The sequence below is a fragment of the Micropruina sp. genome (assembly GCF_047602085.1).
GTDB lineage: Bacteria > Actinomycetota > Actinomycetes > Propionibacteriales > Propionibacteriaceae > Micropruina.
Window position 1 is genome coordinate 18,345 of the sequence record NZ_JASGID010000002.1, and the last position, 21,336, is coordinate 39,680.

The 21,336-nt window shown below is 68.6% G+C and carries 20 protein-coding genes and 2 tRNA genes; 8 read left to right on the plus strand and 14 right to left on the minus strand.

The features are described 5' to 3' along the window. Window positions 1–18: 18 nt before the first annotated feature. Window positions 19–450: a TlpA family protein disulfide reductase gene (locus tag QM721_RS00915; protein ID WP_415118057.1), complete on the minus strand. Its 432-nt coding sequence runs from the start codon at window positions 448–450 to the stop codon at window positions 19–21. Further along, entirely contained in the window at window positions 447–902 is a 456-nt protein-coding gene (locus tag QM721_RS00920; RefSeq protein ID WP_415118058.1) for a DUF4395 domain-containing protein, read from the minus strand. Before QM721_RS00920 ends, QM721_RS00915 begins: the two co-directional genes overlap by 4 nt. A gap of 362 nt (window positions 903–1,264) precedes the next feature. Between QM721_RS00920 and QM721_RS00925 the strand changes: the two genes are divergently transcribed. Further along, window positions 1,265–2,605: a pyridoxal-phosphate dependent enzyme gene (locus QM721_RS00925; protein ID WP_415118059.1), complete on the plus strand. Its 1,341-nt coding sequence runs from the start codon at window positions 1,265–1,267 to the stop codon at window positions 2,603–2,605. 170 nt (window positions 2,606–2,775) lie between these two features. On the opposite strand, the gene QM721_RS00930 is transcribed toward QM721_RS00925, so the two are convergent. Both QM721_RS00930 and QM721_RS00935 read right to left on the minus strand, forming a co-directional pair. Further along, entirely contained in the window at window positions 2,776–3,840 is a 1,065-nt protein-coding gene (locus tag QM721_RS00930; RefSeq protein ID WP_415118061.1) for a S1C family serine protease, read from the minus strand. Window positions 3,841–4,036: 196 nt separating this feature from the next. After that, a tRNA-Ser gene (locus tag QM721_RS00935) sits at window positions 4,037–4,129 on the minus strand. Window positions 4,130–4,277: 148 nt separating this feature from the next. On the opposite strand from QM721_RS00935, the gene QM721_RS00940 reads away from it, so the two are divergent. After that, on the plus strand, window positions 4,278–5,867 hold the full coding sequence (locus QM721_RS00940) for an LCP family protein (protein WP_415118063.1): 1,590 nt from the start codon (window positions 4,278–4,280) through the stop codon (window positions 5,865–5,867). Between the two features lie 4 nt (window positions 5,868–5,871). On the opposite strand, the gene QM721_RS00945 is transcribed toward QM721_RS00940, so the two are convergent. Together QM721_RS00945 and QM721_RS00950 are read right to left on the minus strand one after the other, a co-directional pair. Next, window positions 5,872–6,318 carry a YcxB family protein gene (locus QM721_RS00945; RefSeq protein WP_415118065.1) on the minus strand — a complete coding sequence of 149 codons (447 nt, stop codon included), beginning with the start codon at window positions 6,316–6,318 and terminating at the stop codon, window positions 5,872–5,874. A gap of 1 nt (window position 6,319) precedes the next feature. Next, window positions 6,320–6,404, minus strand: a tRNA-Ser gene (locus QM721_RS00950). Between the two features lie 104 nt (window positions 6,405–6,508). On the opposite strand from QM721_RS00950, the gene QM721_RS00955 reads away from it, so the two are divergent. Beyond that, window positions 6,509–7,483: an NAD(P)H-quinone oxidoreductase gene (locus QM721_RS00955; RefSeq protein WP_415118067.1), complete on the plus strand. Its 975-nt coding sequence runs from the start codon at window positions 6,509–6,511 to the stop codon at window positions 7,481–7,483. Window positions 7,484–7,630: 147 nt separating this feature from the next. Here QM721_RS00955 and QM721_RS00960 read toward each other — a convergent pair whose 3' ends face one another. Then, window positions 7,631–9,553: an ABC transporter ATP-binding protein gene (locus QM721_RS00960; protein WP_415118069.1), complete on the minus strand. Its 1,923-nt coding sequence runs from the start codon at window positions 9,551–9,553 to the stop codon at window positions 7,631–7,633. Further along, complete coding sequence (locus QM721_RS00965) at window positions 9,543–11,405, minus strand: ABC transporter transmembrane domain-containing protein (protein WP_415118072.1); 1,863 nt, start codon at window positions 11,403–11,405, stop codon at window positions 9,543–9,545. Before QM721_RS00965 ends, QM721_RS00960 begins: the two co-directional genes overlap by 11 nt. A gap of 197 nt (window positions 11,406–11,602) precedes the next feature. Here QM721_RS00965 and QM721_RS00970 point away from each other — a divergent pair, with 197 nt between their 5' ends. Next, complete coding sequence (locus QM721_RS00970; RefSeq protein WP_415118073.1) at window positions 11,603–11,788, plus strand: glyoxalase superfamily protein; 186 nt, start codon at window positions 11,603–11,605, stop codon at window positions 11,786–11,788. A 16-nt stretch (window positions 11,789–11,804) separates the two neighbouring features. Here the strand turns inward: QM721_RS00970 and QM721_RS00975 are convergent, their stop codons facing one another. Continuing rightward, complete coding sequence (locus QM721_RS00975; RefSeq protein WP_415118074.1) at window positions 11,805–12,725, minus strand: IS982 family transposase; 921 nt, start codon at window positions 12,723–12,725, stop codon at window positions 11,805–11,807. Window positions 12,726–12,859: 134 nt separating this feature from the next. Here QM721_RS00975 and QM721_RS00980 point away from each other — a divergent pair, with 134 nt between their 5' ends. Continuing rightward, complete coding sequence (locus tag QM721_RS00980) at window positions 12,860–12,988, plus strand: hypothetical protein (protein ID WP_415118076.1); 129 nt, start codon at window positions 12,860–12,862, stop codon at window positions 12,986–12,988. Between the two features lie 307 nt (window positions 12,989–13,295). On the opposite strand, the gene QM721_RS00985 is transcribed toward QM721_RS00980, so the two are convergent. Both QM721_RS00985 and QM721_RS00990 read right to left on the minus strand, forming a co-directional pair. Continuing rightward, on the minus strand, window positions 13,296–13,850 hold the full coding sequence (locus tag QM721_RS00985) for a DUF1707 SHOCT-like domain-containing protein (RefSeq protein WP_415118078.1): 555 nt from the start codon (window positions 13,848–13,850) through the stop codon (window positions 13,296–13,298). Window positions 13,851–14,098: 248 nt separating this feature from the next. Further along, window positions 14,099–15,430, minus strand: coding sequence for a DUF4921 family protein (locus tag QM721_RS00990; protein WP_415118080.1), 1,332 nt, complete (start codon window positions 15,428–15,430; stop codon window positions 14,099–14,101). A gap of 217 nt (window positions 15,431–15,647) precedes the next feature. Here QM721_RS00990 and QM721_RS00995 point away from each other — a divergent pair, with 217 nt between their 5' ends. Continuing rightward, entirely contained in the window at window positions 15,648–16,208 is a 561-nt protein-coding gene (locus QM721_RS00995) for a WhiB family transcriptional regulator (RefSeq protein ID WP_415118082.1), read from the plus strand. 26 nt (window positions 16,209–16,234) lie between these two features. Here QM721_RS00995 and QM721_RS01000 read toward each other — a convergent pair whose 3' ends face one another. Together QM721_RS01000 and QM721_RS01005 are read right to left on the minus strand one after the other, a co-directional pair. Continuing rightward, a complete protein-coding gene (locus tag QM721_RS01000) occupies window positions 16,235–16,657 on the minus strand; it encodes an oligopeptide/dipeptide ABC transporter ATP-binding protein (protein ID WP_415120076.1) in 423 nt (140 codons plus the stop codon). 24 nt (window positions 16,658–16,681) lie between these two features. Further along, window positions 16,682–17,452 (minus strand): HAD family hydrolase, encoded by a 771-nt coding sequence (locus QM721_RS01005; RefSeq protein ID WP_415120078.1) that lies wholly within the window; start codon window positions 17,450–17,452, stop codon window positions 16,682–16,684. 189 nt (window positions 17,453–17,641) lie between these two features. Between QM721_RS01005 and QM721_RS01010 the strand changes: the two genes are divergently transcribed. Next, a complete protein-coding gene (locus tag QM721_RS01010) occupies window positions 17,642–17,995 on the plus strand; it encodes a DUF2834 domain-containing protein (RefSeq protein WP_415118084.1) in 354 nt (117 codons plus the stop codon). 111 nt (window positions 17,996–18,106) lie between these two features. Here the strand turns inward: QM721_RS01010 and serS are convergent, their stop codons facing one another. Continuing rightward, window positions 18,107–19,381: a serine--tRNA ligase gene (gene serS / locus QM721_RS01015; RefSeq protein ID WP_415118086.1), complete on the minus strand. Its 1,275-nt coding sequence runs from the start codon at window positions 19,379–19,381 to the stop codon at window positions 18,107–18,109. Window positions 19,382–19,698: 317 nt separating this feature from the next. Here serS and QM721_RS01020 point away from each other — a divergent pair, with 317 nt between their 5' ends. Further along, complete coding sequence (locus tag QM721_RS01020) at window positions 19,699–21,252, plus strand: bifunctional phosphatase PAP2/diacylglycerol kinase family protein (protein ID WP_415118088.1); 1,554 nt, start codon at window positions 19,699–19,701, stop codon at window positions 21,250–21,252. Window positions 21,253–21,336 lie beyond the last annotated feature (84 nt).

Here is a 21,336-nt window from a genome sequence, read left to right on the forward strand (position 1 = left end):
TGTTGCGAATCAGGGGGTTCAAGCGGCCGGAGCGGCCACCTGGTCGAGAGCCTGCAGCACCTCGTCGCGGCGGGCCGCGCCGACGATGCGGTGCCGTACCGCGCCGGTGCCGTCAAGCAGCAGCACGGTGGGGGTACGGGTGATGCCGAACCGTTCGACCAGATCGAGTCGGGTCTCGGCATTGATGTCGATGTGACTGACTGCGGGCCGCCGGTCGGTCACTTCGGTGAGCAGCTTGTGGGTGGCTCGGCAGGGCGCACATACGGTGGCCGAGAACTGCACGAACGTGGCCTGGCCGCCCAGCGGCTCGCCCAGCGCCTCGGCGTCCAGCCGTGGCGCCTGGTCGGCGGGTTGCCGCACAACCCGGGCGCGTCCATCGGTGAGTGCCCGGTACCCCCCGAAGCCCAGCGCGACCGCGACGGCAGCCAGCACGACCCACACCCCGGTCATCGGGCCAGCACCCGCTTGCCGAGCAGGTACATCTCGCAGCCCAGGCAGAAGTTGAAGATCGCGTTGAGCAGCGCGGCCACCAGCGCGAAGCCGATCGCCACGTAGAACAGCGTCGGCCAGCCGGCCAGCGCACCGACCAGCCCGGCCAGCGCGAACACCAGCCCGACGCCCTGCGCGAACCGGGGCGGGGCGGCGTCCTCGAGTTCGGTGGGCGCGCCCAGCCGAGGACGCACCGTGGTGCGAAAGATCCAGCCCCACGGGTGATATCCCAGGCCGAGCAGCCCCCCGGCCGCGAAGGCCAGGGTCTGCACGATCAGCACCGGCAGGCCGGCTCCCGGGCCGAGCAGCACAATGACGATCAACAACGCGGCGGTGACGGTGGCGATGAAGCGTTGCCCGCGCGGGTCGACCTTGCCGGCGGTAACCGGCTGGTTCTGCGTGATAGGTGGCATCGGGTGTCCTTCAAAGGCAGTTTCGGGTTCGAGTCCTGCCTGACACACCATCCTGCGTCGACCGCAACGAAAGGTGGAGACCGCAATTGGGGTGCGATCAGGAGGGCGTCGTCAGGCCGTCAGAGACAGCGACAACACATTCGCGCGCAGGGGCGCCCCAGCAGCGAGGCGTTGTGCGCGGCGACCATGCGTGCAATGGTATCACCATCTATTGGGCGTCCCACGCGATGACCTCCTGCCTGATTGCGCATTACCCTAGTTCTCCTACTGGTTTACTAGCAAATGGGGCGGGTGGATGCTCCGCGGCTTGACCGCACCGCTTCGCGCGCCCCGTGTGCCACTGAGTGAAAGAGAGCTGCCCCGTGTCGGACCACAGCCTGCGCACCTACGACTCCGTGCTCGACCTGCTGCCCAGTGCAGAGAACCCGACGCCCATCGTCCGACTGCAGCGGGTGACCGGGTTCGAGCACGCCACGGTGTACGCCAAGCTGGAGTGGTACAACCCGTTCGGCGCGGTGAAAGACCGAGTGGCGGCCAACTTGATTCGCGACGCCGAAGAACACGGCGAGACGCTGCAGAATCTGGTCGAGCCCACCTCGGGCAACACCGGCATCGGCCTGGCGATGGTGTCGAACAACCGCCACTACGGTTTCGCCGCCACCTTGTCGCGCGAGATCCCGTTGGAGAAGCGCACCGCGCTGCGGCTGTTCGGCACCCAGTTGCACGAACTCGACGACGCCCTGTGCCCGATGCCTGGGCAGCCCGAGGGCGCCATGGCCCGCGCCGCCGAACTGGGCGAGCAGCCGGGCTGGAAGCAACTGAACCAGTACCAGAACCCGGCCAATCCTGAGGCGCACTATCGCACCACCGGGCCCGAGATCTGGCGCCAAACCGGCGGTGCGGTCACCCACTTCGTCGCCTCGTTGGGCACCTGCGGCACCATCACCGGCACCGGGCGATACCTCAAGGAGCAGAACCCCGCGGTCACCGTGATCGGCGTGCACCCCACCGACGGCCACGATATTCCCGGCGTGCGCAGCCGACGCGCGCTGGCCTTGACCGACTTCTTCACCCCCGAGGCCTACGACGCCCTGGTCGAGATCACCGACGACGAGGCGTACGCGCTGTGCCGCAAGCTGCACGTCGAAGAGAGCCTGATCGCCGGCCCCAGTTGCGCCCTCGCGCTGGCCGGTGCGCTGCGGACGGTGCCGGATGAGCCGGGCGTGGTCGCCGTGGTGGTGTTTCCCGATAATGCCTGGAAGTACCTGTCGTCGTTCCGGCGGCACCTGCCCGACCTTTTCCCACCCGAGGAAACCGCAGCTGTGAGGCCACCGGCCAATCCGTTCGCCGAACATCTCGACGCCGCGTTCGCTCTGGCCAAGAACGGCCCCGACGTGATCGACGTGTCCGAGGCCAAACGGCTGCTCGACGCCGGGGTGCCGGTGATCGACGTCCGCAACCCCGACGAAGTGGCCCGGGTGCGCATCGATGCCAGCCTGAACATGCCGCTGCCCGAGCTGTCGAAGGGCAGCACCGCCGGCCTGCCCGGCGATCACAGCGGCCCGGTGGTCACCATCTGCGCGGCCGGCACCCGTTCGCTGTACGCGCTGCTGCTGCTGAAGGCGCAGGGCTACCACGAGGTGAAGAGCGTGGACGGCGGCATGGCCGCCTGGGTCGAAGCGGGCCTCCCCACCACCCGCTAACGAAGCGCCGAGCAACGCGCTTACGGCTGGTTGAGCCTGTCGAAACCCCTTACCGGAGCCCCATATCGGAGGGTCTCGACAAGCTCGACCAGCCAACACTCGGGGGTCTCGACAAGCTCGACCAGCGGCGGACGCGTCGCACCAGGGCGTCACGTCGATCAGCGCCTGCGTCAGGGCTGCTCGATCAGGGTCAAGGTCGCCCGCGACAACTCGCTGCCACGCAGGTACTCGACCTCAACCTGATCGCCCACGCTCGCGCTGACCAGCAGCCAGGCCAGTGACAGTCCGGTAGCCGGTTTGCCCCCGATGGTGACGAGCACGTCACCGGCTTGCAGCCCGGCACGAGCGGCCGGGCCATCCTTCACGACCTGCTGCACGAAGAGCCCCTGCCGAACCCCGAACCGGGCCGCCGTGGTGGGGGTGATCTCGGCGATCTGGGCACCGATCCACGGGTGCGTGGCGCGTCCGTCGGCGAGAATCTGGGACGCGATCCGGCTGGCGGTGGGCGCCGAGACGGCGAAGTTGAGGCCGACGCTACCCCCGCTGGCCTCACCGTTGGCGTTCGGCACGGCCGCACCGGCAGTGTTGACGCCGATCAGCCGGCCGTCGCAGGTGACCAGCGGCCCGCCGGAGTTGCCCGGGTTGATCGAGGTGTCTGTCTGGAGCGCGCCCGTCAGAATCGTGGTGCCGCCGGCGCCGGTAGGCACCGGAACGTTGCGGTCGAGGGCGCTGATGATGCCCGACGTGACCGTGCCCGACAGCCCCAACGGGGCACCCAGTGCCACCACGGGCTGGCCGACCACGACGGTATTGGCGGCATCCAGAGGCAACTCCGGCAGCCCGGTCTTGGCAATGTGCAGCACCGCCAGGTCGGTGATCGGGTCGGTTCCCACCAGGGTGGCCGGCACCTTTTCACCGCTGTTCATCAGCACCTCGATGGTGCCGCCCGCGACCGCCGCGTGAATGACATGGTCGTTGGTGACGATTACACCATCGGCGGTAGTGATCGCGCCGCTACCGGTGCCGCCCTGACCGTTGGCAGCCGTGGCGAAGACCGTCACCACCGACGGCAGCACAGTCTCGGCCACCCGCACCGTGTCACACGACGTGCCGGACGCCGGGTTCAGTCGCGACGCAACTATGGCACCGGCAGCCCCACCCAGCAGGGCGATAGCGAGCCCGGCGGCCGTCACGACCATCCAGCCCGATCTGTGACCAGCAGATTCCGTACTCATCAAGGCCACCTCCGTCACAAAGCCTAGAGAAGGCTGGCGCCGGAGCGACAATGTCGAACTCGGCGGCTCCCTCGGCGGCCCGGACCATGCGGCGATTCGGCGGCCGCACCACATACCCGACGTCTCGACCAGCGACAATCGGCGCTTTCATGTCGCTCCTCCCGCAGACCCGCGGGAGGAGCGTTTCCCCTTGTCATGGCGGAGGTGGCGAGATTTGAACTCGCGATGGGCGATAAACCCAAACCCGCTTAGCAGGCGGGCGCCATAGACCGGACTAGGCGACACCTCCTCGGCCAATCACCGAGCGTACTAGAGGCTGCGCGACCCCGGCAAAGCGGGGTCGCGCAGCAACCCTCGAGTGCGCCCCTAGGCAGATGCCGGGGCCAGTGGAGTCAACTACTACAATCGGCGTGTCTCGAACGAACCCAAGGAACTACATGTCCGAACCTAAGCGCGTGCTGCCCGACCCGGCGGACGACGCCCTGCCCGCCGACTCCGCTGAGGTACCACGACGGGCCACCGCGCACGGACGGTTCCGTTGGGCCGTGCTGTGGACGGCACTCGGCACCCTGATCCCCGGGCTGGGCCTGTGGCATGCCGGACGCAAGGCGTCCGGCGCGGCCGTGATGGGCGTCTTCGCCGCGATCCTGCTGACCGCCGCCTACCTGGCCACGGGCGGACGCGACCGCATCACCACCCTGTTCTCCAACGTGGACGTGCTCAACGGCATCGCCATCGGCCTGCTCGTGCTCGCCGTGGTGTGGGTAGGCGTCATCACGACCACGCACCTCGCGCTGCGCCCGCTCAGCCCGTCGCGCACCCAGCGGGCGCTGGGCGGCATGCTGGTCGGTGTGTTGTCGCTGGCCGTCGCCACCCCGCTCACGGTCGGCGCCGAGTACTCGAGATCGGCTGCCGAGGCACTGGGGACGATCTTCGGCGACGACACCGACCCCATGGCCACCGGCTCCGCGGCTCCCGATGCCACGGCGTCCGCCGACCCCTGGGCCGGCCGAGACAGGATCAACGTGCTGGTGATCGGCGGCGACTCCGGAACCAACCGCGACCCCTCACTGGGCCTGCGCGCCGACACGGTGATGGTTGCCTCGATCAACACCAACACCGGCGCCACCACACTGTTCTCACTGCCCCGACAGACCGCGCGCATTCCGTTCCCCGAAGGCTCCCCGCTGCACAAGCTCTACCCCAACGGCTTCTACGACGGGGTCAGCGGCGCCAACGCCGAGTACTTCTTGAACGCCATGTACAACAACATTCCGCCGCATCTGGCCAAGGGTGCGCTGGGCGACAACGTGAAGAACGTGGGCGCCGAGGTGATGAAGATCGGTGTCGGCGAAGCACTCGGGCTGGGCAAGCTCGACTACTACGTGATCATCAACATGGACGGCTTCAAGTCGTTCATCAACGCCCTGGGTGGCATTACCCTCAACGTGAACTACCGCATCCCGATGGGCGGCAAGACGTCGGAGAACATTCCGCCCAAAGAATGGATCGAACCGGGCCCCAACCAGCACATGAACGGCCGCTACGCGCTGTGGTACGCCCGTGGCCGCTACCACGTGAAAGGCTCCGACTACAGCCGCATGGAGCGCCAGCGCTGCGTGATCAACGCGGTGGTGCAGCAGGCCAAGCCCGAGGTCGTGCTGGCGAACTTCGAGAAGATCGCCTCGGCCGGCGCCAAGACCATCTCGACCGATATTCCGCGCAGCAAGCTGCCGGCCATGATCGACCTGGCGCTGAAGGTGAAGAACACCAACCTGCACAGCGTGGTGTTCCAGCCCGGTGTTGCCGGCTGGGTGAGCGCCGACCCGCCCTGGCCGTCCGTCCAGCGCAAGGTGCAGAAGGCGCTGAAGGAGGCCGACAAGGCTGCCAGCAGCAAGACCAGCAGCGCCGACCCGTCCGCCTCGCCGAGCGATTCAGCCAGCCCGAAGCCGACCAAGTCGAGCACCGCGTCGAGCGCGTCCGACGACCTCAGCGACTCGTGCGCCTACCACCCGGTGAAGGGCTGAGCGCTCAAAGCTGCGTGCTGTAGCCCCGGTTCGCATCGAGCCGGCGGGCCAGGTCGCCGGTGAGGTGGATCAGTTCGGCGGTGACACCGCGCCGGCTGACCAGCCGCACCCGGTGTTCGGGCCCGTGGTGAATCACCAACGTGGTGGGCGTCTGGGTCACCTTGGTGACGTCAGCCCAACGACCCTGCTCGTGGGCGTCCGGGCCGTCGATGACGTAACCGTCGTCGCTCAGTTCGACCCGCACCCGCATGCGCCGCCACGAGTTGGCGGCCACGACACACAGCGCCACGGCACCGGCCAGCAGAATCCACCCCATCACCGTCAACACCGTCGGCAGCCGGGCCGCAGAACTCGTCACGGTCAGCGCGGCCCCGGCCACCGCGAGCAGGGCTGCGACCCCGAAGGCACGCAGGGGCAACGGCGGGGTGAGCACATGAACGCGGGACGACACGCGGCGAGGGTGGGATTCGAACCCACGGAGCGTTTCCGCTCGGCCGCTTTCAAGGCGGCTGCACTAGTCCACTATGCGACCTCGCCCGAGGTCACATGCTAGTGGGTACGGACGCCCGCAGGTGACCCCGATTCGTTGGTCGAGCTGCCAGACACCAGCGCCGCCGCCGGTGGCGTGCCAGGCTGGGGGCATGCGCGCGATCGTGACTGACGGCTTCGGCGGCCCACAGGTGCTGCAATTGACGGACGTTCCCGACCCGGCTCCCGGCCCCGGCGAGGTGCTGATCGCCGTGCTGGCCTCGGGTGTCAACCGGGCCGATCTGCTGCAGCGGCAGGGCTTCTACCCGGCGCCGCCGGGAGCCTCCGAGATCATCGGGCTCGAGGTCTCCGGACGGATCGCCGGCCTCGGCCCCGACGTCGAGGGTTGGCGGGTCGGCGACGAGTGCGTGGCACTGCTGGCCGGCGGCGGGTATGCCGAACTGGTCGCGGTGCCCGCCGGCCAGGTCGTCCGGCCGCCGCAGGGCATCGATCTGGTCTCCGCCGCCGGGCTGATCGAGGTGGCTGCGACGGTGGCATCCAACCTGACCCGGGTGGCGCTGGCCGGCGGCGAGACGTTTCTGGTGCACGGCGGAACCGGCGGCATCGGCAGCTTCGCGATTCAGTACGCGGCGGCGCTGGGGGCACGGGTGTTCGCCACCGCGGGCAGCACCGACAAGCTGGCGCTGTGCCGCCGGCTCGGTGCCGAGGCCGCCTTCGACTACCACGACGACTGGTTGGGGGCACTGCTCGTCGCCACCGCGGGCCACGGCGCCGACGTGATTCTCGACGTGATCGGCGCCAAGTACCTCGACGCCAACACCGACGCCCTGGCCGACGACGGACGGCTGGTGGTGATCGGGCTGCAGGGCGGCCGCAAGGGCACTCTCGATCTGGGCCGGCTGCTGGCCAAGCGGGGGTTGGTGACCGCGACCAGCCTGCGCGGCCGTCCGGCAGAGCAGAAGGCGGCCATCTGCGCCGAGGTGGTGCACACCATCTGGCCGCTGTTCGCCTCGGGCGCGATCAAGCCGGCCCAAGAGACCCGGTTTCCTGCCGCGAGCGTGGCCGCCGCCCACGAGCACCTGGGCTCGGGCGACGCCGTCGGCAAGCTACTGCTGACCTGGGCCTGAAGGAAGTGCCGCTCCACGCACCCACCGCTGGTTGAGCCTGCCGAAACCCCTGCCACAGCCGAATATCAAAGGTCTCGACAAGCTCGGCCAACGAAAATCAGTGTTCTCTCACGAGGTTCCGTAGGTAGGCGGAACCGCTCGGCGCGATCACGACCGCCAGGTGTGCCACAGCCGTGCATACTCACCGCCCGCGTCGAGCAGTTCGGCGTGCGAGCCCAACTCGGCGATCCGGCCGTCGATCACCACGGCGATCCGGTCGGCATCGTGCGCGGTGTGCAGCCGGTGCGCGATCGCCACAACGGTGCGCCCCTCGAGCAGGGCGGCCATCGACCCCTCCAGGTGCCGGGCCGTGCGCGGGTCGATCAGCGAGGTCGCCTCGTCGAGCACCAGGGTGTGCGGGTCGGCCACCACCAGCCGAGCCAGGGCGACCTGCTGCGCCTGGGCCGGGGTCAGCTCGGTGCGGCCGTGGCCCAGCATGGTGTCGAGCCCCTGCGGCAGCCGCAGCACCCAGTCGAGCGCATCCACGGCGCGCAACGCGTTCAGCACCGCGGCATCACCCTGCTCGGGGGTGAGTTGCTGGTCGCGGGCCAGCACGATGTTGTCGCGCACGGTGCCCACGAACACGTGATGCTCTTGGGTGACCAAAGCCACCTCGGTGCGCAGCACGTCCAGCGGCAGCGCCATCAGTTCCACCTCGCCCACCAACACCGAACCGGTGCGGGGGCCGTTGATGCCGGCCAAAAGCCGGCCCAGCGTCGACTTGCCCGACCCGGACGGCCCCACCACCGCCAGCCGCTCCCCCGGTCGCAGGTCGAGGTCGACGCCGTGCAGCACGTCGCGGCCGGCGCGATAGGCGAACCGCAGGTCGCGTCCCGCCAGATGATTGTCGATCGGACGGGCCGTGCCGGGCGTCCGGTCTTGCGGCACCTCGGCGATGCCCAGCAGACGGGTGGTGGCGGCCAGGCCGATCTGCAACCGGTCGGCCACCTCGATCAGCCGATCAAGCGGCTCGACCAGTTGCTGCACGTAGATCGCGGCCGTGGTGATCTGCCCGATCGTCACCCAGTTGTTGGCATACCCCCAGGTGCCCAGCACGACCACGGCCACCAGCGGCAACTGGTAGCTGGCGTCGAGAAAGATGAACAGCAGGTTGCGCAACGTCATGGTGTAGCGCTCGGCCTGGTTCGACGCCTCGATGTCGCTCTCGCCGATCTCGATGCGGCGGTCCTGAAGTCCCAGCGCCTCGACCGTGCGGGCCCCCTCGACGGTTTCGGTCATGGTCGAGTTGATCTGCGAGTAGGTGCCCGACTCGGTGATGTAGCCGGGCATGGCCCGGCGCAGGTACACCCGGGTCACGGTGACCAGCACGGTGATCGACACCACCAGCGGCAGCGCCAGGAACCACGAGTTCAGCACCATCGCCACGATGGTCAGGCCGGTCACCACCAGTGACATCACCAACTGCGGGAACGCCCAGCGCACCGACTCGCTCATCTTTGACACATCTGAGGTGATCCGGGTGAGCAGGTCGCCCGAGCTGGCCGACTCGACCCGGCCCAGCGGCAGCCGCAGCACGGTGCGCACGATCGCCTCGCGCGCGGCCGCCAGTAGGTCGTAGCCGAAGACGGCCGATGCCCGGCGGGCCGCGAACGTCAGCAACCCCTGCGCCACCACCACGCCGGCGACGCCGAGAACGATCGCATCGACCGCAGCCAGTGGGGTGTCGCCGGCCGCCACCTCGTCGACCAAGTCGCCCAGCAGGCGCGGCACGATCAGGCCCGCCGTGGCCGCCAGCACGTTGAACACCACCACGGCGCTCAGCAGACGGCGCCGGGTCGACAGCAGCGACCCGATGAATGCGAACGCCGTCGCGTTGTGCGCCACCGGCAGCCCGCGTTCGGGGTTGCGCGACCCCGCAAAGAACGCCTCCGCGCGAGCCCGACGGGTGCGAAACCGCTCGCCGAGGCCGGCGAACCCGGGCCTGGGGTGCGCCAGTTCGGACGGCAGCTCGACGCGGTTCGGCTCCTCCGACCAGGTGGAGGCCGACAGGGTCAACTGATCAGTGGTCATCCTCGCCCTCCATTCCCCGGTTGATCACCGCTCGGTAGTCCGCGTCTTCGCGGATGAGCTGGTCGTGGGTGCCGGTGGCCACCTGCCGTCCGTCGGCGAGAAAGGCCACCCGGTCGGCCCGGTGCACCAGCAGTGGCGAGCCGGTCATCACCACGGTGGTGCGGCCCCGTCGGTGCTCGGCCAGGCGAACGGCGATCGCCTCTTCGGTGTGCGCGTCGACGGCGGACGTCGGCTCGACCAACACCAGCACCTCGGGGTCGGCCAGCAACGCCCGGGCCAGCACCACCCGTTGCCGCTGCCCGCCCGACAGCCCGCGGCCCTTCTCGTCCACCCGGCTCGCCCAGCCGTCCGGCAGCGACTCGAAGACCTCGTCGGCAGCGGCCGACCACAACGCCTGCTCGGCCTGCTCCCGGCTGTGCCCGCCGAGCGGGTCGACCGCCTGCTGAAAGGTGCCGGCGAACAGTTGGCTGCCGGCGTCGCTGACCAGCACCCGCTCGCGCAACGAGCCGATGCGGTAGTGCTGGTAGTCGAGGCCGTCGGCGCTGACGCCCCAGGGGGCTGCGGCGGTCTCGGCGTCCTGCCGCGCCACCTCGGCCCGGCGGCGTTCCTTCTCGGCGCGCGCCAGCCGCGCCGCCCGGCCCTTCAGCTCCTCGTCGGACTCGTCGTTGCCCAGGCCGGCACCGGCGGGCAGGTAACGACCCAACCGGTCGGCGAGCGCCGCCGACTCGTCCGGATCGGCGCTCACCACGACGAGAAACTCGCCCGGCTCGACGGTGACGCCCGAGCGTTCGTCGAGCAGTCGCGGGCGCGGCGACACTTCGCGGCTACCGTCGAGCCACGGCAGTTCAGCGCTCAGCAGTGCCACCGTCTTGCGCGCCGAGACCAGGCCGCGCACCCATTTCTGCGCCACTTCGAACATGGTCTGCAGCGGCCACACCATGAAGATCGCGTAGCCGACAAAGCTGATCAACTGGCCAAGGGTGAGCCGTCCGGCCATCATCTCGTGGGTACCCAGCCAGACCAGGATCACCAGCAGCAGCCCCGACAACAGCACCGACAGGGTCTCGACGACGGCCTGCCAGGTGCCCGCGGTGACGCCCAGCCGGCGCACTCGCTGCGACTGCGCCGCGTAGTTGTCGCCGAAGGTCTTCTCGCCGCCGATACCGCGCAGAATGCGCAGCCCGGCCACGATGTCGGCGGCCTGCGAGGTCAGCTCGCCGTTCTGGGTGCGTTCGGCGGTCTGCGCCCGGTTCAACGGACGCAGCACCGGCGTCGCCGCGGCGACCAGCAGGGGCGCGACCAGCAGCACCACCAGGCCGAGCGGGCCTGAGGTGTTCAGCATCAGGGCGGCCACCACCGCGAATGCGCCCAGGGCACCGATGGCCCGGGCCACCACCTCGAAGGTGGCGCCGAAGATGTCGGAGTCTGACGACGAGATGCTCAGCACTTCGCCGGTGGGCAGGCGCCGGTTGAGCACGTGACCCAGTTGCACCGACTTGCGGGTGACCAGCTTCTGGGTGCCGTACAGCGAGATCAGCCAGCCGCGCACGGCGAAGGTGTGCATCACGATGCCGCTGGCGGCCCCGACCAGAATCACCAGAGCGAGCAGTCCCGCCCACAGCAGCGTGGCTGCCCAGTCGCCGACCAGAATGCCCGCGTCAATGGTGCGGCCCAGCAGATACGGGCTGAGCGCGCTGGGCAGAAACCACGCCAGCCCGGCGATCGACAAGGCGATGAGCACGTCGAATTGCACCCGCAGCGTCCACAGCAGAAACCGTGCTGGGCTGCGGGTGTCCGGCCGGGCGGTCTCGGCGCGCGTGTACGCGTCGATCCGCGGTGGGAAATCGTGCATAGCCGGTCAACGTTACGCCGGTGTTCGTATTCTGTCGATTGGCTGTGCGTCTCCCGTCCCACCCCGACCGTTCGCCGAATAGCCACTCTGCGAGCCCCCAGAGAGTTGTGCAGCGCCAGGTTCCGGCGGGTCTCGGCCGATGCGGGCGGCGCCGGGGCATCATGGGGGGTGCCAAAGACCCACGGGGAGGGGTTCAGATGACTCAGGTGGTTCCGATCCTTCGGGTCGCCGATGTGGATCGGTCGCTGGCCTGGTGGCGGCAGATCGGCTTTCGGCACGATTTCACCCACCGCTACGGCGGCGGCACCACGCACCGCTTCATGGGCATTCGTCGCGACGGTGCCGACATATTTCTCAGCGAGAACGTCGCAGATGCTAGATGACTAATTCCAGGGGGTGTTAGTGGTCGTAGGCGACCAGGTTTCTTCTGGCTAGGGAGTTTGCTTGGTGGTTGTGCCAGATGGCGGTCGTGAGGGCGAGGATGCGTTGCGCGACCCGGGCGGCGACGCCGGCTGGGGTGCGTCCGCCGTGGGCTTCGAGGTCGAGTTGGCCTTTCAACGTGTCGTTGACCGATTCGATGATTTGGCGCAGTGGTTTGAAGAACCGCTGGCCGGGTCGGGGCTTCTCTCCTTTACGGGCCGGGCGGAGCAGATCAATCCCGACCTCGGTCAGTCCGGTTTCGAACTCGCGGCCGCTGTAACCCTTGTCCGCGATGATGATCTGGCGTCGCCGGGTGGGCCGGTCCTGCAACGCCGCAGTGGAATCGAGCAGGTGCTCCACCACGTCACGTTCGTTGGCTTTCGCGCCGGTCAACGCCCACGCCAACGGCAATCCGTGCAGGGTGCACACCAGATGCAACCTGAGCCCCCAAAAGTAACGGGAATGGGACGCGCAATAGCCGTACTCGGCCCATCCGGCCAAGTCAGAGCGTTTCGCGGTCTCCCGAGACCGGCCACACTCCACCGGGGTGGAGTCCACCACCCACACATCATCACTCGCGACCGGCACATGTCGGGCCAGCTCGGCAGCGAGCCACGCCATGGTGCCGTTCAGCTTCCGCAACCGTTTGTTGTAGCCGGACTGACGCGGCAGATACGGAAACATCGGCCTCAGATGCCGGTGGGCGTACCGCAACCAGCGGGCCTCCGAGGTGTAACCCAGGAACGCCTGCATCACCGCCAACACGATCAGCTCAGCATCACTGATCCGCTCAACGAACCCGACCTCAGGCCGTTGCGGAACCTGTTCGGGATGAGCCTTCAACAGATCATCAGCAGTCACGTAGAGTGCAATCGCGAGGGTGTCCAGATCGGTGTCCATCAAAGCCTCCAGAGCTTGACATGGGTTAGCAACACCGACTCTGCGACACCCTCCCCTTCAACCCCCAGACGCCACACCGACCTTGGACTTACTCATCTAGTGGGCCGTCGCTGGTCTTCGTCTGGGTGCCGAACGTGGACGAGATCGCCCGGGCCTTCGGCGTCACCGTCGAGCAGCACCCGTGGGCGCGCGACTTCGAGGTCACCGACCCCGACGGCAACCGGGTGCGGGTGGGCACCAAGGAACTCGGCCAGTCGGCCTGAACGCACCACGTGGGCCCGTCGATGCCCCGCGAGGTCTCGGCACCACGGTGACTGGGCCCGACGTGAACCGGCCATCACCCAGGATCGCCGCGCGAGTACCGCGTCGAGGTCACGGGCCGGGAACCCCGCGACGGGGTGCGGTGCCCTCTCAAGCCGAATCCAGCGCAGCAACGAGCCACCCACCCGGGCGAAGCGACCGCCGCGGCCCGCTCTGCGGGGGCATAGACCACACCCGGCGAATCGTCCGTCACGACCAGCCAACGGGTCGCGACGAGTTCAACCTTCGAAGAAGGCCTCGCCCAGCGGCTCAGCGCAGATCGTCGTGCGCCGAGGGCGGCAACTGCGCACGACGACGATCTTCACCACGCTGGTTGCCGTTGATCAGGCCCATGATCATCGGAACGGCGGTGCCCAGCATCGGCCACATCGGCCAGTAGTAGACGAAGTGACCGGCGCCCAGCACCGACATCAGCCAGATCACGTTGAACATCACGGCCATGCTGATCCACCACCGCGGAAACGAGCGGCTCCGCCCGCGGCGTCCCCGCGTGGGCGCCGCCACGGGGGCGTACCCAGCGACGTCCGGCTCGCGCCGGTCGAGGGTGATGTCGTTCAGCACCGGCACCAGTTCGCCCAGAATCTTCGAACTCATCGCCTGGTTCAGTCGTTGATCGTATTCGTCCTTGTCGAGACGCCCATCGGCGTAGGCGTCGGCCAGCATCGCCGCCGCATTGCCACGGTCGGCGTCCGAGGCCCGCAACTGCTGGTAGCGCTCGTCACGTGGGTCGGCCGAGAAATTCGCCCAGCCGGTGCCGCCCGAGTTCGGCGGCACCGGAAGGCTTTGCCACTGTGGTGTCGACATGCGTGCCCTTTCATCGGGTGCGGTCCCATTGTGCCCCCACCCCGGGCGGCTCACCCTGGCGTGAGCAACAGACCACCAGTGGCTGAGGGTGAAATCGCGGCCGGCGCAGCGCCTCTGAGGTTGTGCCGAACTCGACCCGAATTCTGTTGGGGAAACGCTGGTCGAGCGTGTCGAGGCCTCGAACGAAGTGCTCTCACTAGGGGTTTCGACACGCTGAAACAGCGGTGGGCGCATGGATCAGTACTTCCCTAGCCACAGTGGTACCGCAACGAGTTGGGACGACACTCGGCCTCGTTGCCGATGCGCAGGTCGGGGCTGATCCGGCCCTCGTCGCGCAGTTCGAGCAGCCGTGGCACCAGCCGGTCGCGCAGCGCCCACGGGTCGAGGGTGTTGAGGTAGATCTTGGTGGCTCCCTCGAAGCCGGCCAGCGTCGAGATGCGCCACTTGAGCACGATCCGCCACGGCATCGCCACGTCGACGTCGACCGGTCGATAGTGCCACTCCTCGTTGCTCGGCACGGCGACCCCGGTGGCGGCATGCAGCGCGTGCACCAGGTCTGACATGCCGCGCAGCTCGTCCGGCGACTGTTCCCACGGGTCGCACTGCGCACTCTTGGAGTAGATCTCGAGCGAAGGAAAGCGGTGGCCGAAGCCGGCGAAGGCGATCGCATGGTCACTCTCGGCCAACACCAGATTCTTGTAGCCGGCGTAGTTCACTGCGTCTTCGTTGAAAACGTTGGGGTTCTGCCGCAGCCGCGCCACTGCCCGCTCAGCCTGCACGCCGCGTTCGTCGACGGCGACGAGTTGCTTGTGCAGGTGGTCGAAGGACGCCCCGGCGGGGCGCAGCCAATTCTGGAACACCACCACGTAACGGGCGTACCGATTCAGGTTGAGCAGTGCCTGGATCGACTCGACGGTGAACGCCAGGAACGCCCCGTGCTCGTCGGGCGTCATCGTGCCCGACCCCGCCAGTTGGGTGTTGTCGGTGGCCCCGTCGACGTAGTGCCGGCGGCCGATGATCACATCGTGCCCGCCACCGAAGAAGCCGGACGCAACATCGACCTGCTCGTCCTCGGTCAGCGCGTCCACCTGGTGCTGCGTGCGCCCGCCGGCCAGCAATTTGGTGCGCACCACGCCGAGAATGTGCTCCCGGCCCAGTGCCGACTCCACGTAGGCGGCCTTACGGGCGGCCACTCGGGGCGGCAGCGTGTAGCCGTAGTTGGCGTTCCAGTACTGGTAGCTGAGAATCTCGAACAGGTTGGGCACCCGGCGAAACTCGGCAACGGTGGCGAACAGATCCTCGGCGGTGGTGCCGTAGCGAACCTCGCGGGTGCCGTCGGCGTGCCGCACCAGGCGCGACTTCTCGGGGGGCGTCTCCAAGTAGCGCTGCTCGCAGAACGCGCAGTGCCGGCCGTGCTGGGCGGGGTCGAGTGGCACCGGGTCGGGCAGGGTCACGCCAAGCGGACGATTGCCCCGGCCCGCCACCGTCCACACCTCGGTGCCTGAGAAAGGGTTGAGCTGTTTCACCGTTCCGTCGGCCATCGTGGTCAACCAGTCCGGCTCCGCGTGGAATGCCTGCATGGGTAGTGCTCCCCTGGAATACATAGTGGCGCTCAGGGTAGCGTCGCATCTAGTTGGCTCGGTACCGACCCACCCCCGAGGGTCTCCGGCCGACGGAGTTGATCAGACCGGGTGCACCAGCGCCCCTATGCAGGCCGGCTCCGGATGACCCTTGCAACCGAATCGTGACCCCTCGCGTCAAAGCCCCCAGAGGATCAGTCACGGAAGTGAGAACGACATGCCCACCACCTGCACGAACCGCGCGGCCTGCATCGACCACACGGCCCTGTTTCAGCACGAACTGCTGGAGGACTCGGCCAAGGCGCGTCAGAGCGCCGACACCCAGCGTCAGACGGCACTGCTCAGCGCGCGGGCCGCGGCCGTGTGCGCCGACTGCCCGCTGTTCAGCTCGTGCCTGTACGACGCCGTAGTGAACCACGACGTGGCCGGCTTCGTGGCCGGCACCACCCAGTCCCAGCGCGCGCAACTGCGCACCGCCCTGGGCGTTCAGGTCGAGGCCGACGACTTCGACTCGCTGGCCGGTGTGGTGCGCGGCAACCGCCAACTCAACCATGACGAGGTGGTCCGGCTGCGCCAGGCCAACCCGCACGAGAGCCTCGAGGTGCTCGCCATGCGGCTGGGCTGTTCGCTGTCGACCGTGAAGCGGCACCTGCGCCGAGCCCGCAACAGCCCGGCCGAGGTGCGCCTGGCGATCGGCAAGCCGACCCTCGAACGGGTGCTGGCCGCCTTCGCCGCGATCGTCCGTCAGCATCGTTCCCGGGAGCGCCGGGTCGCCTGACCGCCACCAGGGAACATGCGGTGTGGTCAGGCGCCGGACGCCGCAGCCTCGATCGGCGCCTCCACCACCAGCGCGGACGCCGGCTGCACCCGGCCGTCCACGATGTCTTCGGCCCAGTGGCACGACACCCGGTGACCGGGGTGCCCCTCGATTACCCGCAGTTCGGGCACCTCGGTATCGCAGCGAGTCGGCTGCCGGTAGGGGCAGCGGGTGTGAAAGCGGCAGCCGGACGGCGGATTGGCCGGGCTGGGCAGGTCGCCACGCAGCAGAATGCGTTCGCGGCGATCTTCGACCTCGGGGTCGGGGATCGGGATCGCCGACATCAGCGCGATCGTGTAGGGGTGCAACGGCTGGGCGTACAGGTCGTCGGAGTTCGGCGAGCTGAACCAGCGGCGGTTGCGTTGATCAGCAGTTCCTACGGGCTCTCGGCACGCCGACCCAATGGTGATTCAGCCTGAACCGGCCGGCCGCGCTCAGCCCGGAAACCAGCGCCGCAGCTCACGCACCGTACCGCCGTCGGCGAACCGGTCGGTGACATGATCGGCAGCCGCGCGCACCTCGGCGGGGGCGTCGCCCAGCGCCACGCCGCGTCCGGCCCAGCGCAGCATCTCGATGTCGTTGCGGCCGTCGCCCAGCGCCAGCACGTCCGCGGCATCGATGCCCAGGTCGGCGCACAGCGCAGCCAGGCCGAACGCCTTGTCGATACCCTCTGGGGCGATGTCGAGCCAGGCGGTGAAGCCGATGAAGTAGCTGACCCCCTCCATGCCGACCCGGTGGGCGAGCCTGATGAAGTCCTGCTCGGAGGCATTGGCGTCGCGCACCACCACCCGGGTGACCGGTTCGGCGATCAACTCGTCAATGCCGACGATGACCATCTCACCGGCCAGCTCACCCTCGGGAAACGGACGGTTTACCTTGAACCCGCGGCCGATCATCTCGACCGCCAAGGTGGCCTCGGGGTGTTCGGCAAGTACCCGGGTGATCACCTCGGATGGGTCGAAGGTAATCTGCTCGAGCACGTCCAGCGGCGGGTAGCTGACCCGCACCGCGCCGTTCGACAACACATGCTGCCCGGGCGGCAGGCGGAGCGCCTCGACCAACGGCCGGGAGCCGTCCCAAGGGCGTCCGGTGCTGAGCGCCACCGGAACGCCGGCCGCCACCACGGCACCCACCGCGTCGATCACCGACTGCGGGAGCCGGTTCTCGTGGTCGAGCAGTGTGCCGTCGATGTCGAGGGCAACCAGTCGCGGGCGCCAGTCGGGCTCTTTCGTCACCATGTCTATGCCAGCCTGTCAGGATGCTCGGCGCCGCGGCAAACCGAGGCCACTGATCCTGGTCAGGTGGTGGAGTTTCCTGGTCAGGTGGTGGAGTTCGAGGTCGGGTGGGTGCATGCTGGACGACGGCAACGACGCCACGAAAGGTTTTTCTCCCCCATGCACGATCGACCGCGCCTGCTCGCGCCCGCCTACCTTGCCGCCGCCGTCGTCGGCCTGATCGGGAACTGGTACTTCGTGATCGCCGCGCTGCCGACCGAACGCAATTATCTCGGCGACTTCGTGTCGCGTACCCAGCCGTGGGGCAGCACCGAGACCCTGCTGCTCACCGGAGCGGCACTGGCGTTCATCGGCTGGGAGGGCTGGCAGCGCCAGGTCAGCTCGCTGTGGGCCCACCTGGTCTCGGTGTTGGTGCTGGGCCCGATCTGCGCGGTGCCGCTGTTTCTGTACCGGCGCGAACTCGGGTTGTGCCGCCAGCAGGCCGCGGTCACCGCGCACGTGCTCGCCCGCTGACTCGTGGGCTGGATGCTGCTGATTCTTCGCTGGTTGAGCTTGTCGAAACCCCCTCCCGCAACGGAGTTCCTGGGGTCTCGACCCGCTCGACCAACGAAAGTCAGCGCTTCGTCAGTTCACCGGGGTGAGCGACTCCCGGCCACCCAGATAGGGGCGCAGGGCGGCCGGAACGCGCACCGAGCCGTCCGGCTGCTGGTGGTTCTCGAGCAGCAGAATGATCATCCGGGTCATCGCGCACAGGGTGCCGTTGAGCGTGGCCAGCGGCTCGGTGCCGGCCTCGGAGCGCATCCGGATGTTCAGCCGGCGGGCCTGGAACGTGGTGCAGTTCGAGGTGGACGTGATCTCGCGGTACCTGCCCTGGGTGGGGATCCAGCCATAGCAGTCGTACTTGCGGGCCGCCGAAAGACCCAGGTCTCCGGCGGCCACCTCGAGCACCTGGAAGGGCAGCTCGAGCGCGGCGATGAAGTCCTTCTCGAAGGCGAGCAGCTTGCGATGCAAGGCGTCGGCCTCATCGGGACGGCAGTAAACGAACATCTCGACCTTGTCGAACCAGTGCACGCGGAAGATGCCGCGGGTGTCTTTGCCGTAGCTGCCGGCCTCGCGGCGGTAGCAAGGTGAGAAGCCGGCGTAGAGCCGGGGAAGGCTGGCGGCGTCCAGAATCTCGTCGCTGTGAAAGGCGGCCAGGGCCACCTCTGAGGTGCCGACCAGGTACAGGTCGTCGGCCGGCAGGTGGTACACGTCTTGGGCCGCCTGACCGAGAAAGCCGGTGCCCTCCATCGCCGACGGCTTCACCAACGCGGGCGGCAGAATCGGCGTGAAGCCCCACTCGGTGGCCTTGGCCATGGCCAGATTGACCAGGGCCAGTTCGAGCAGCGCCCCCTGCCCGGTGAGAAAATAGAACCGGGCCCCCGACACCTTGGCCCCCCGGGCCATGTCGATGGCGCCGAGCATCTCACCCAGTTCGAGGTGGTCGCGCGGGGTGAACCCCTCGGCCGCGAAATCGCGCGGGGTGCCGTGGCTCTCGACCACCACGAAGTCGTCTTCGCCGCCGAGAGGCACGTCGGCGAACACCGGGTTGGGCATTGCCAGCATCAGCTCGTCGAACCGAGCCCCGGCCTCGGCGGCGGACGCTTCGGCGGCCTTGACCGCGGCCGAGAGCTCGCGGGTACGGGCGATCAGCCGAGCCTTGTCGTCGCCCGTGGCGCGCGCCACCTCTTTGCCGATGCTCTTCTGTTCGGCCCGCAGAGTCTCGAAACTCGCGATCGACGACCGGCGCCGCTCGTCTGCTGTCACCAGTTGATCGACCAGTTCGGACGACTCGCCGCGCGCCTCCTGCGCGGCACGCAGGGCGTCGGGGTCGGTGCGCAGCAACTTCGGATCGATCATCCGTCCAGCCTATCGGGCACCCGCCGGAACCCAGCGCCGGCCGCCTGAGCGTGGGCCGTCCCGCCGCCGCCGTCCGCTCAAACCCAGCCCCCGCCGGTTGAGCGTGTCGAAACCCCTCACCAGGGCGGTATCAGCTAGGTCTCGACAAGGCTGCCAGCGAAATCAGTGGTTGCCCGATCCGGTGCCGAACGAACACCCGGCCAGGCAGCCCAGGGAGGGTTCGAACTCAACCGCTGCCGGTCGCCCTGATCGGCACGTGCTCCTGACCGTGGGCTGCGACTGCGAACCGCCCGACTCAAGGGGTGCCAGAATGTCCCATGGGTTTCAGCCGGCTCGGACTCGCGCCCCGCGCGACGATCGGCTTCGCGCTCGGCTTCGCCTTGTGGACGTGGCTCACCTTCACCGGTGCGCTGCAGGGCCTGGACGCCCTGCAGGCCCCGCCCGCACAGTGGCAGAACCCCGCCATTCAGATCGCCGCGGCGGTCGCGGTCACTTTTCACCCGGTCGTGGTCTACGGCGGGCTGCTGGGCGTGGCGGCGTGGGCGTATCGGCGGCGGCTGCGCAATCTCACCGTCGCGGTCGTGTCGGCGGTGGCGGTGGGCTGGGGCGGCCACGAACTGCTGCGGCAGCTCTTTGCGCGGGAACGCCCGCCGGGCTCGGTGCCCGAACTGATCACCAACCAGGGCTACGCCTACCCGTCCGGGCATCTGGTGGCGGCTGCCACCGGGGCCGTGATCGCGATCGCCGCCACCACCACCACTCGGCAGCCGCGGCAGTTGATCGAAGTCACCCGCTGGCTGGGCATCGTGCTGATCGTGGTGATCGGGCTCGACCGGTGGCTGCTGCACGCACACTGGATCACCGACCTGGTCGGCGGCCTGCTGTGGGGCGGCTTCAGCGCCAGCGTCTCGGTGGCGGTGGCCCGTGTGCGGATGCGGCCCGAGCGACCCACCCGGGCCGCGGCACTGGCGACGAAGCAACGGCGCCGCTGCGCGATCGTGGTGAACCCGACCAAGATTCCCGACTGGGCCGCGTTCCGGCGCCACGTCGAGTACGAATGCCGGCAGAACGGCGCCACACCGATGTTTCTGGAGACCTCGGCCGACGACCCCGGACGCGGCATGACCCGCGCGGCGATCGAGGCCAAAGCCGACCTGGTGCTGGTGGCCGGCGGCGACGGCACCGTACGAGTCGTCTGCTCGGAGTTGTCGGGCACCGGCATTCCGCTGGGGCTGGTGCCGTCGGGCACCGGCAACCTGCTGGCCCGCAACCTGTCGATACCGCTGGACGAATCGCAGGCGCTCACCGTGATCTTTCAGGGCCGGCCGACCACCATCGACCTGGTCGAGGTGGTGGTCGACGACGCCGAACCCGAGCACATCGCGGTGATGGCCGGCATGGGGCTCGACGCCCGCATCATGAGCGGCACCGACGACGCTCTGAAGAAGGTGATCGGCCCGGCCGCCTACGTGATGGCTGCCGGCGACGCCGCCAACCTGCCGTCGTTCGACGTGACGGTGCGGCTCGACGACGACGAGCCGATCGAACGGCACGCCGGCCTGGTGATGGTGGGCAACGTCGGCCAGTTGCAGGGCAACGTGCAATTGCTGCCCGATGCCCGGTTCGACGACGGGCTGCTCGACCTGTTCGTAGCCTCCCCCAGCAACGTGGCCGACTGGCTGCGGATCACCACCAGCGTGATCCTGCCGCTGCCCGAGGCCTCCGAGATCGACCGCGGGCAGGGCCGCACGGTGCTGATCGAATGCACCGAACCGGTCGAGTACCAGTTGGACGGCGACGCCGCCGGCCAGTGCAGCCGAATGCGGGCCACCGTGGTGCCCCAGGCGTTGACCGTGATCGTGCCCAACTGAATCGCCCACGCTCCGCAACGAAGGCAACAATCGGTATTTCGTCAACGGCGGATTCTCAGGAAGTGCCGAGCAACGCGCCCACCG

Coding starts and splice junctions, on each gene's coding strand:
- QM721_RS00915 (WP_415118057.1), bottom strand. CDS start 450: ATGACCGGGGTGTGGGTCGTGCTGGCTGCCGTCGCGGTCGCGCTGGGC.
- QM721_RS00920 (WP_415118058.1), bottom strand. CDS start 902: ATGCCACCTATCACGCAGAACCAGCCGGTTACCGCCGGCAAGGTCGAC.
- QM721_RS00930 (WP_415118061.1), bottom strand. CDS start 3,840: ATGAGTACGGAATCTGCTGGTCACAGATCGGGCTGGATGGTCGTGACG.
- QM721_RS00940 (WP_415118063.1), top strand. CDS start 4,278: ATGTCCGAACCTAAGCGCGTGCTGCCCGACCCGGCGGACGACGCCCTG.
- QM721_RS00955 (WP_415118067.1), top strand. CDS start 6,509: ATGCGCGCGATCGTGACTGACGGCTTCGGCGGCCCACAGGTGCTGCAA.
- QM721_RS00960 (WP_415118069.1), bottom strand. CDS start 9,553: ATGACCACTGATCAGTTGACCCTGTCGGCCTCCACCTGGTCGGAGGAG.
- QM721_RS00965 (WP_415118072.1), bottom strand. CDS start 11,405: ATGCACGATTTCCCACCGCGGATCGACGCGTACACGCGCGCCGAGACC.
- QM721_RS00970 (WP_415118073.1), top strand. CDS start 11,603: ATGACTCAGGTGGTTCCGATCCTTCGGGTCGCCGATGTGGATCGGTCG.
- QM721_RS00975 (WP_415118074.1), bottom strand. CDS start 12,725: ATGGACACCGATCTGGACACCCTCGCGATTGCACTCTACGTGACTGCT.
- QM721_RS00985 (WP_415118078.1), bottom strand. CDS start 13,850: ATGTCGACACCACAGTGGCAAAGCCTTCCGGTGCCGCCGAACTCGGGC.
- QM721_RS00990 (WP_415118080.1), bottom strand. CDS start 15,430: ATGCAGGCATTCCACGCGGAGCCGGACTGGTTGACCACGATGGCCGAC.
- QM721_RS00995 (WP_415118082.1), top strand. CDS start 15,648: ATGCCCACCACCTGCACGAACCGCGCGGCCTGCATCGACCACACGGCC.
- QM721_RS01010 (WP_415118084.1), top strand. CDS start 17,642: ATGCACGATCGACCGCGCCTGCTCGCGCCCGCCTACCTTGCCGCCGCC.
- serS (WP_415118086.1), bottom strand. CDS start 19,381: ATGATCGATCCGAAGTTGCTGCGCACCGACCCCGACGCCCTGCGTGCC.
- QM721_RS01020 (WP_415118088.1), top strand. CDS start 19,699: ATGGGTTTCAGCCGGCTCGGACTCGCGCCCCGCGCGACGATCGGCTTC.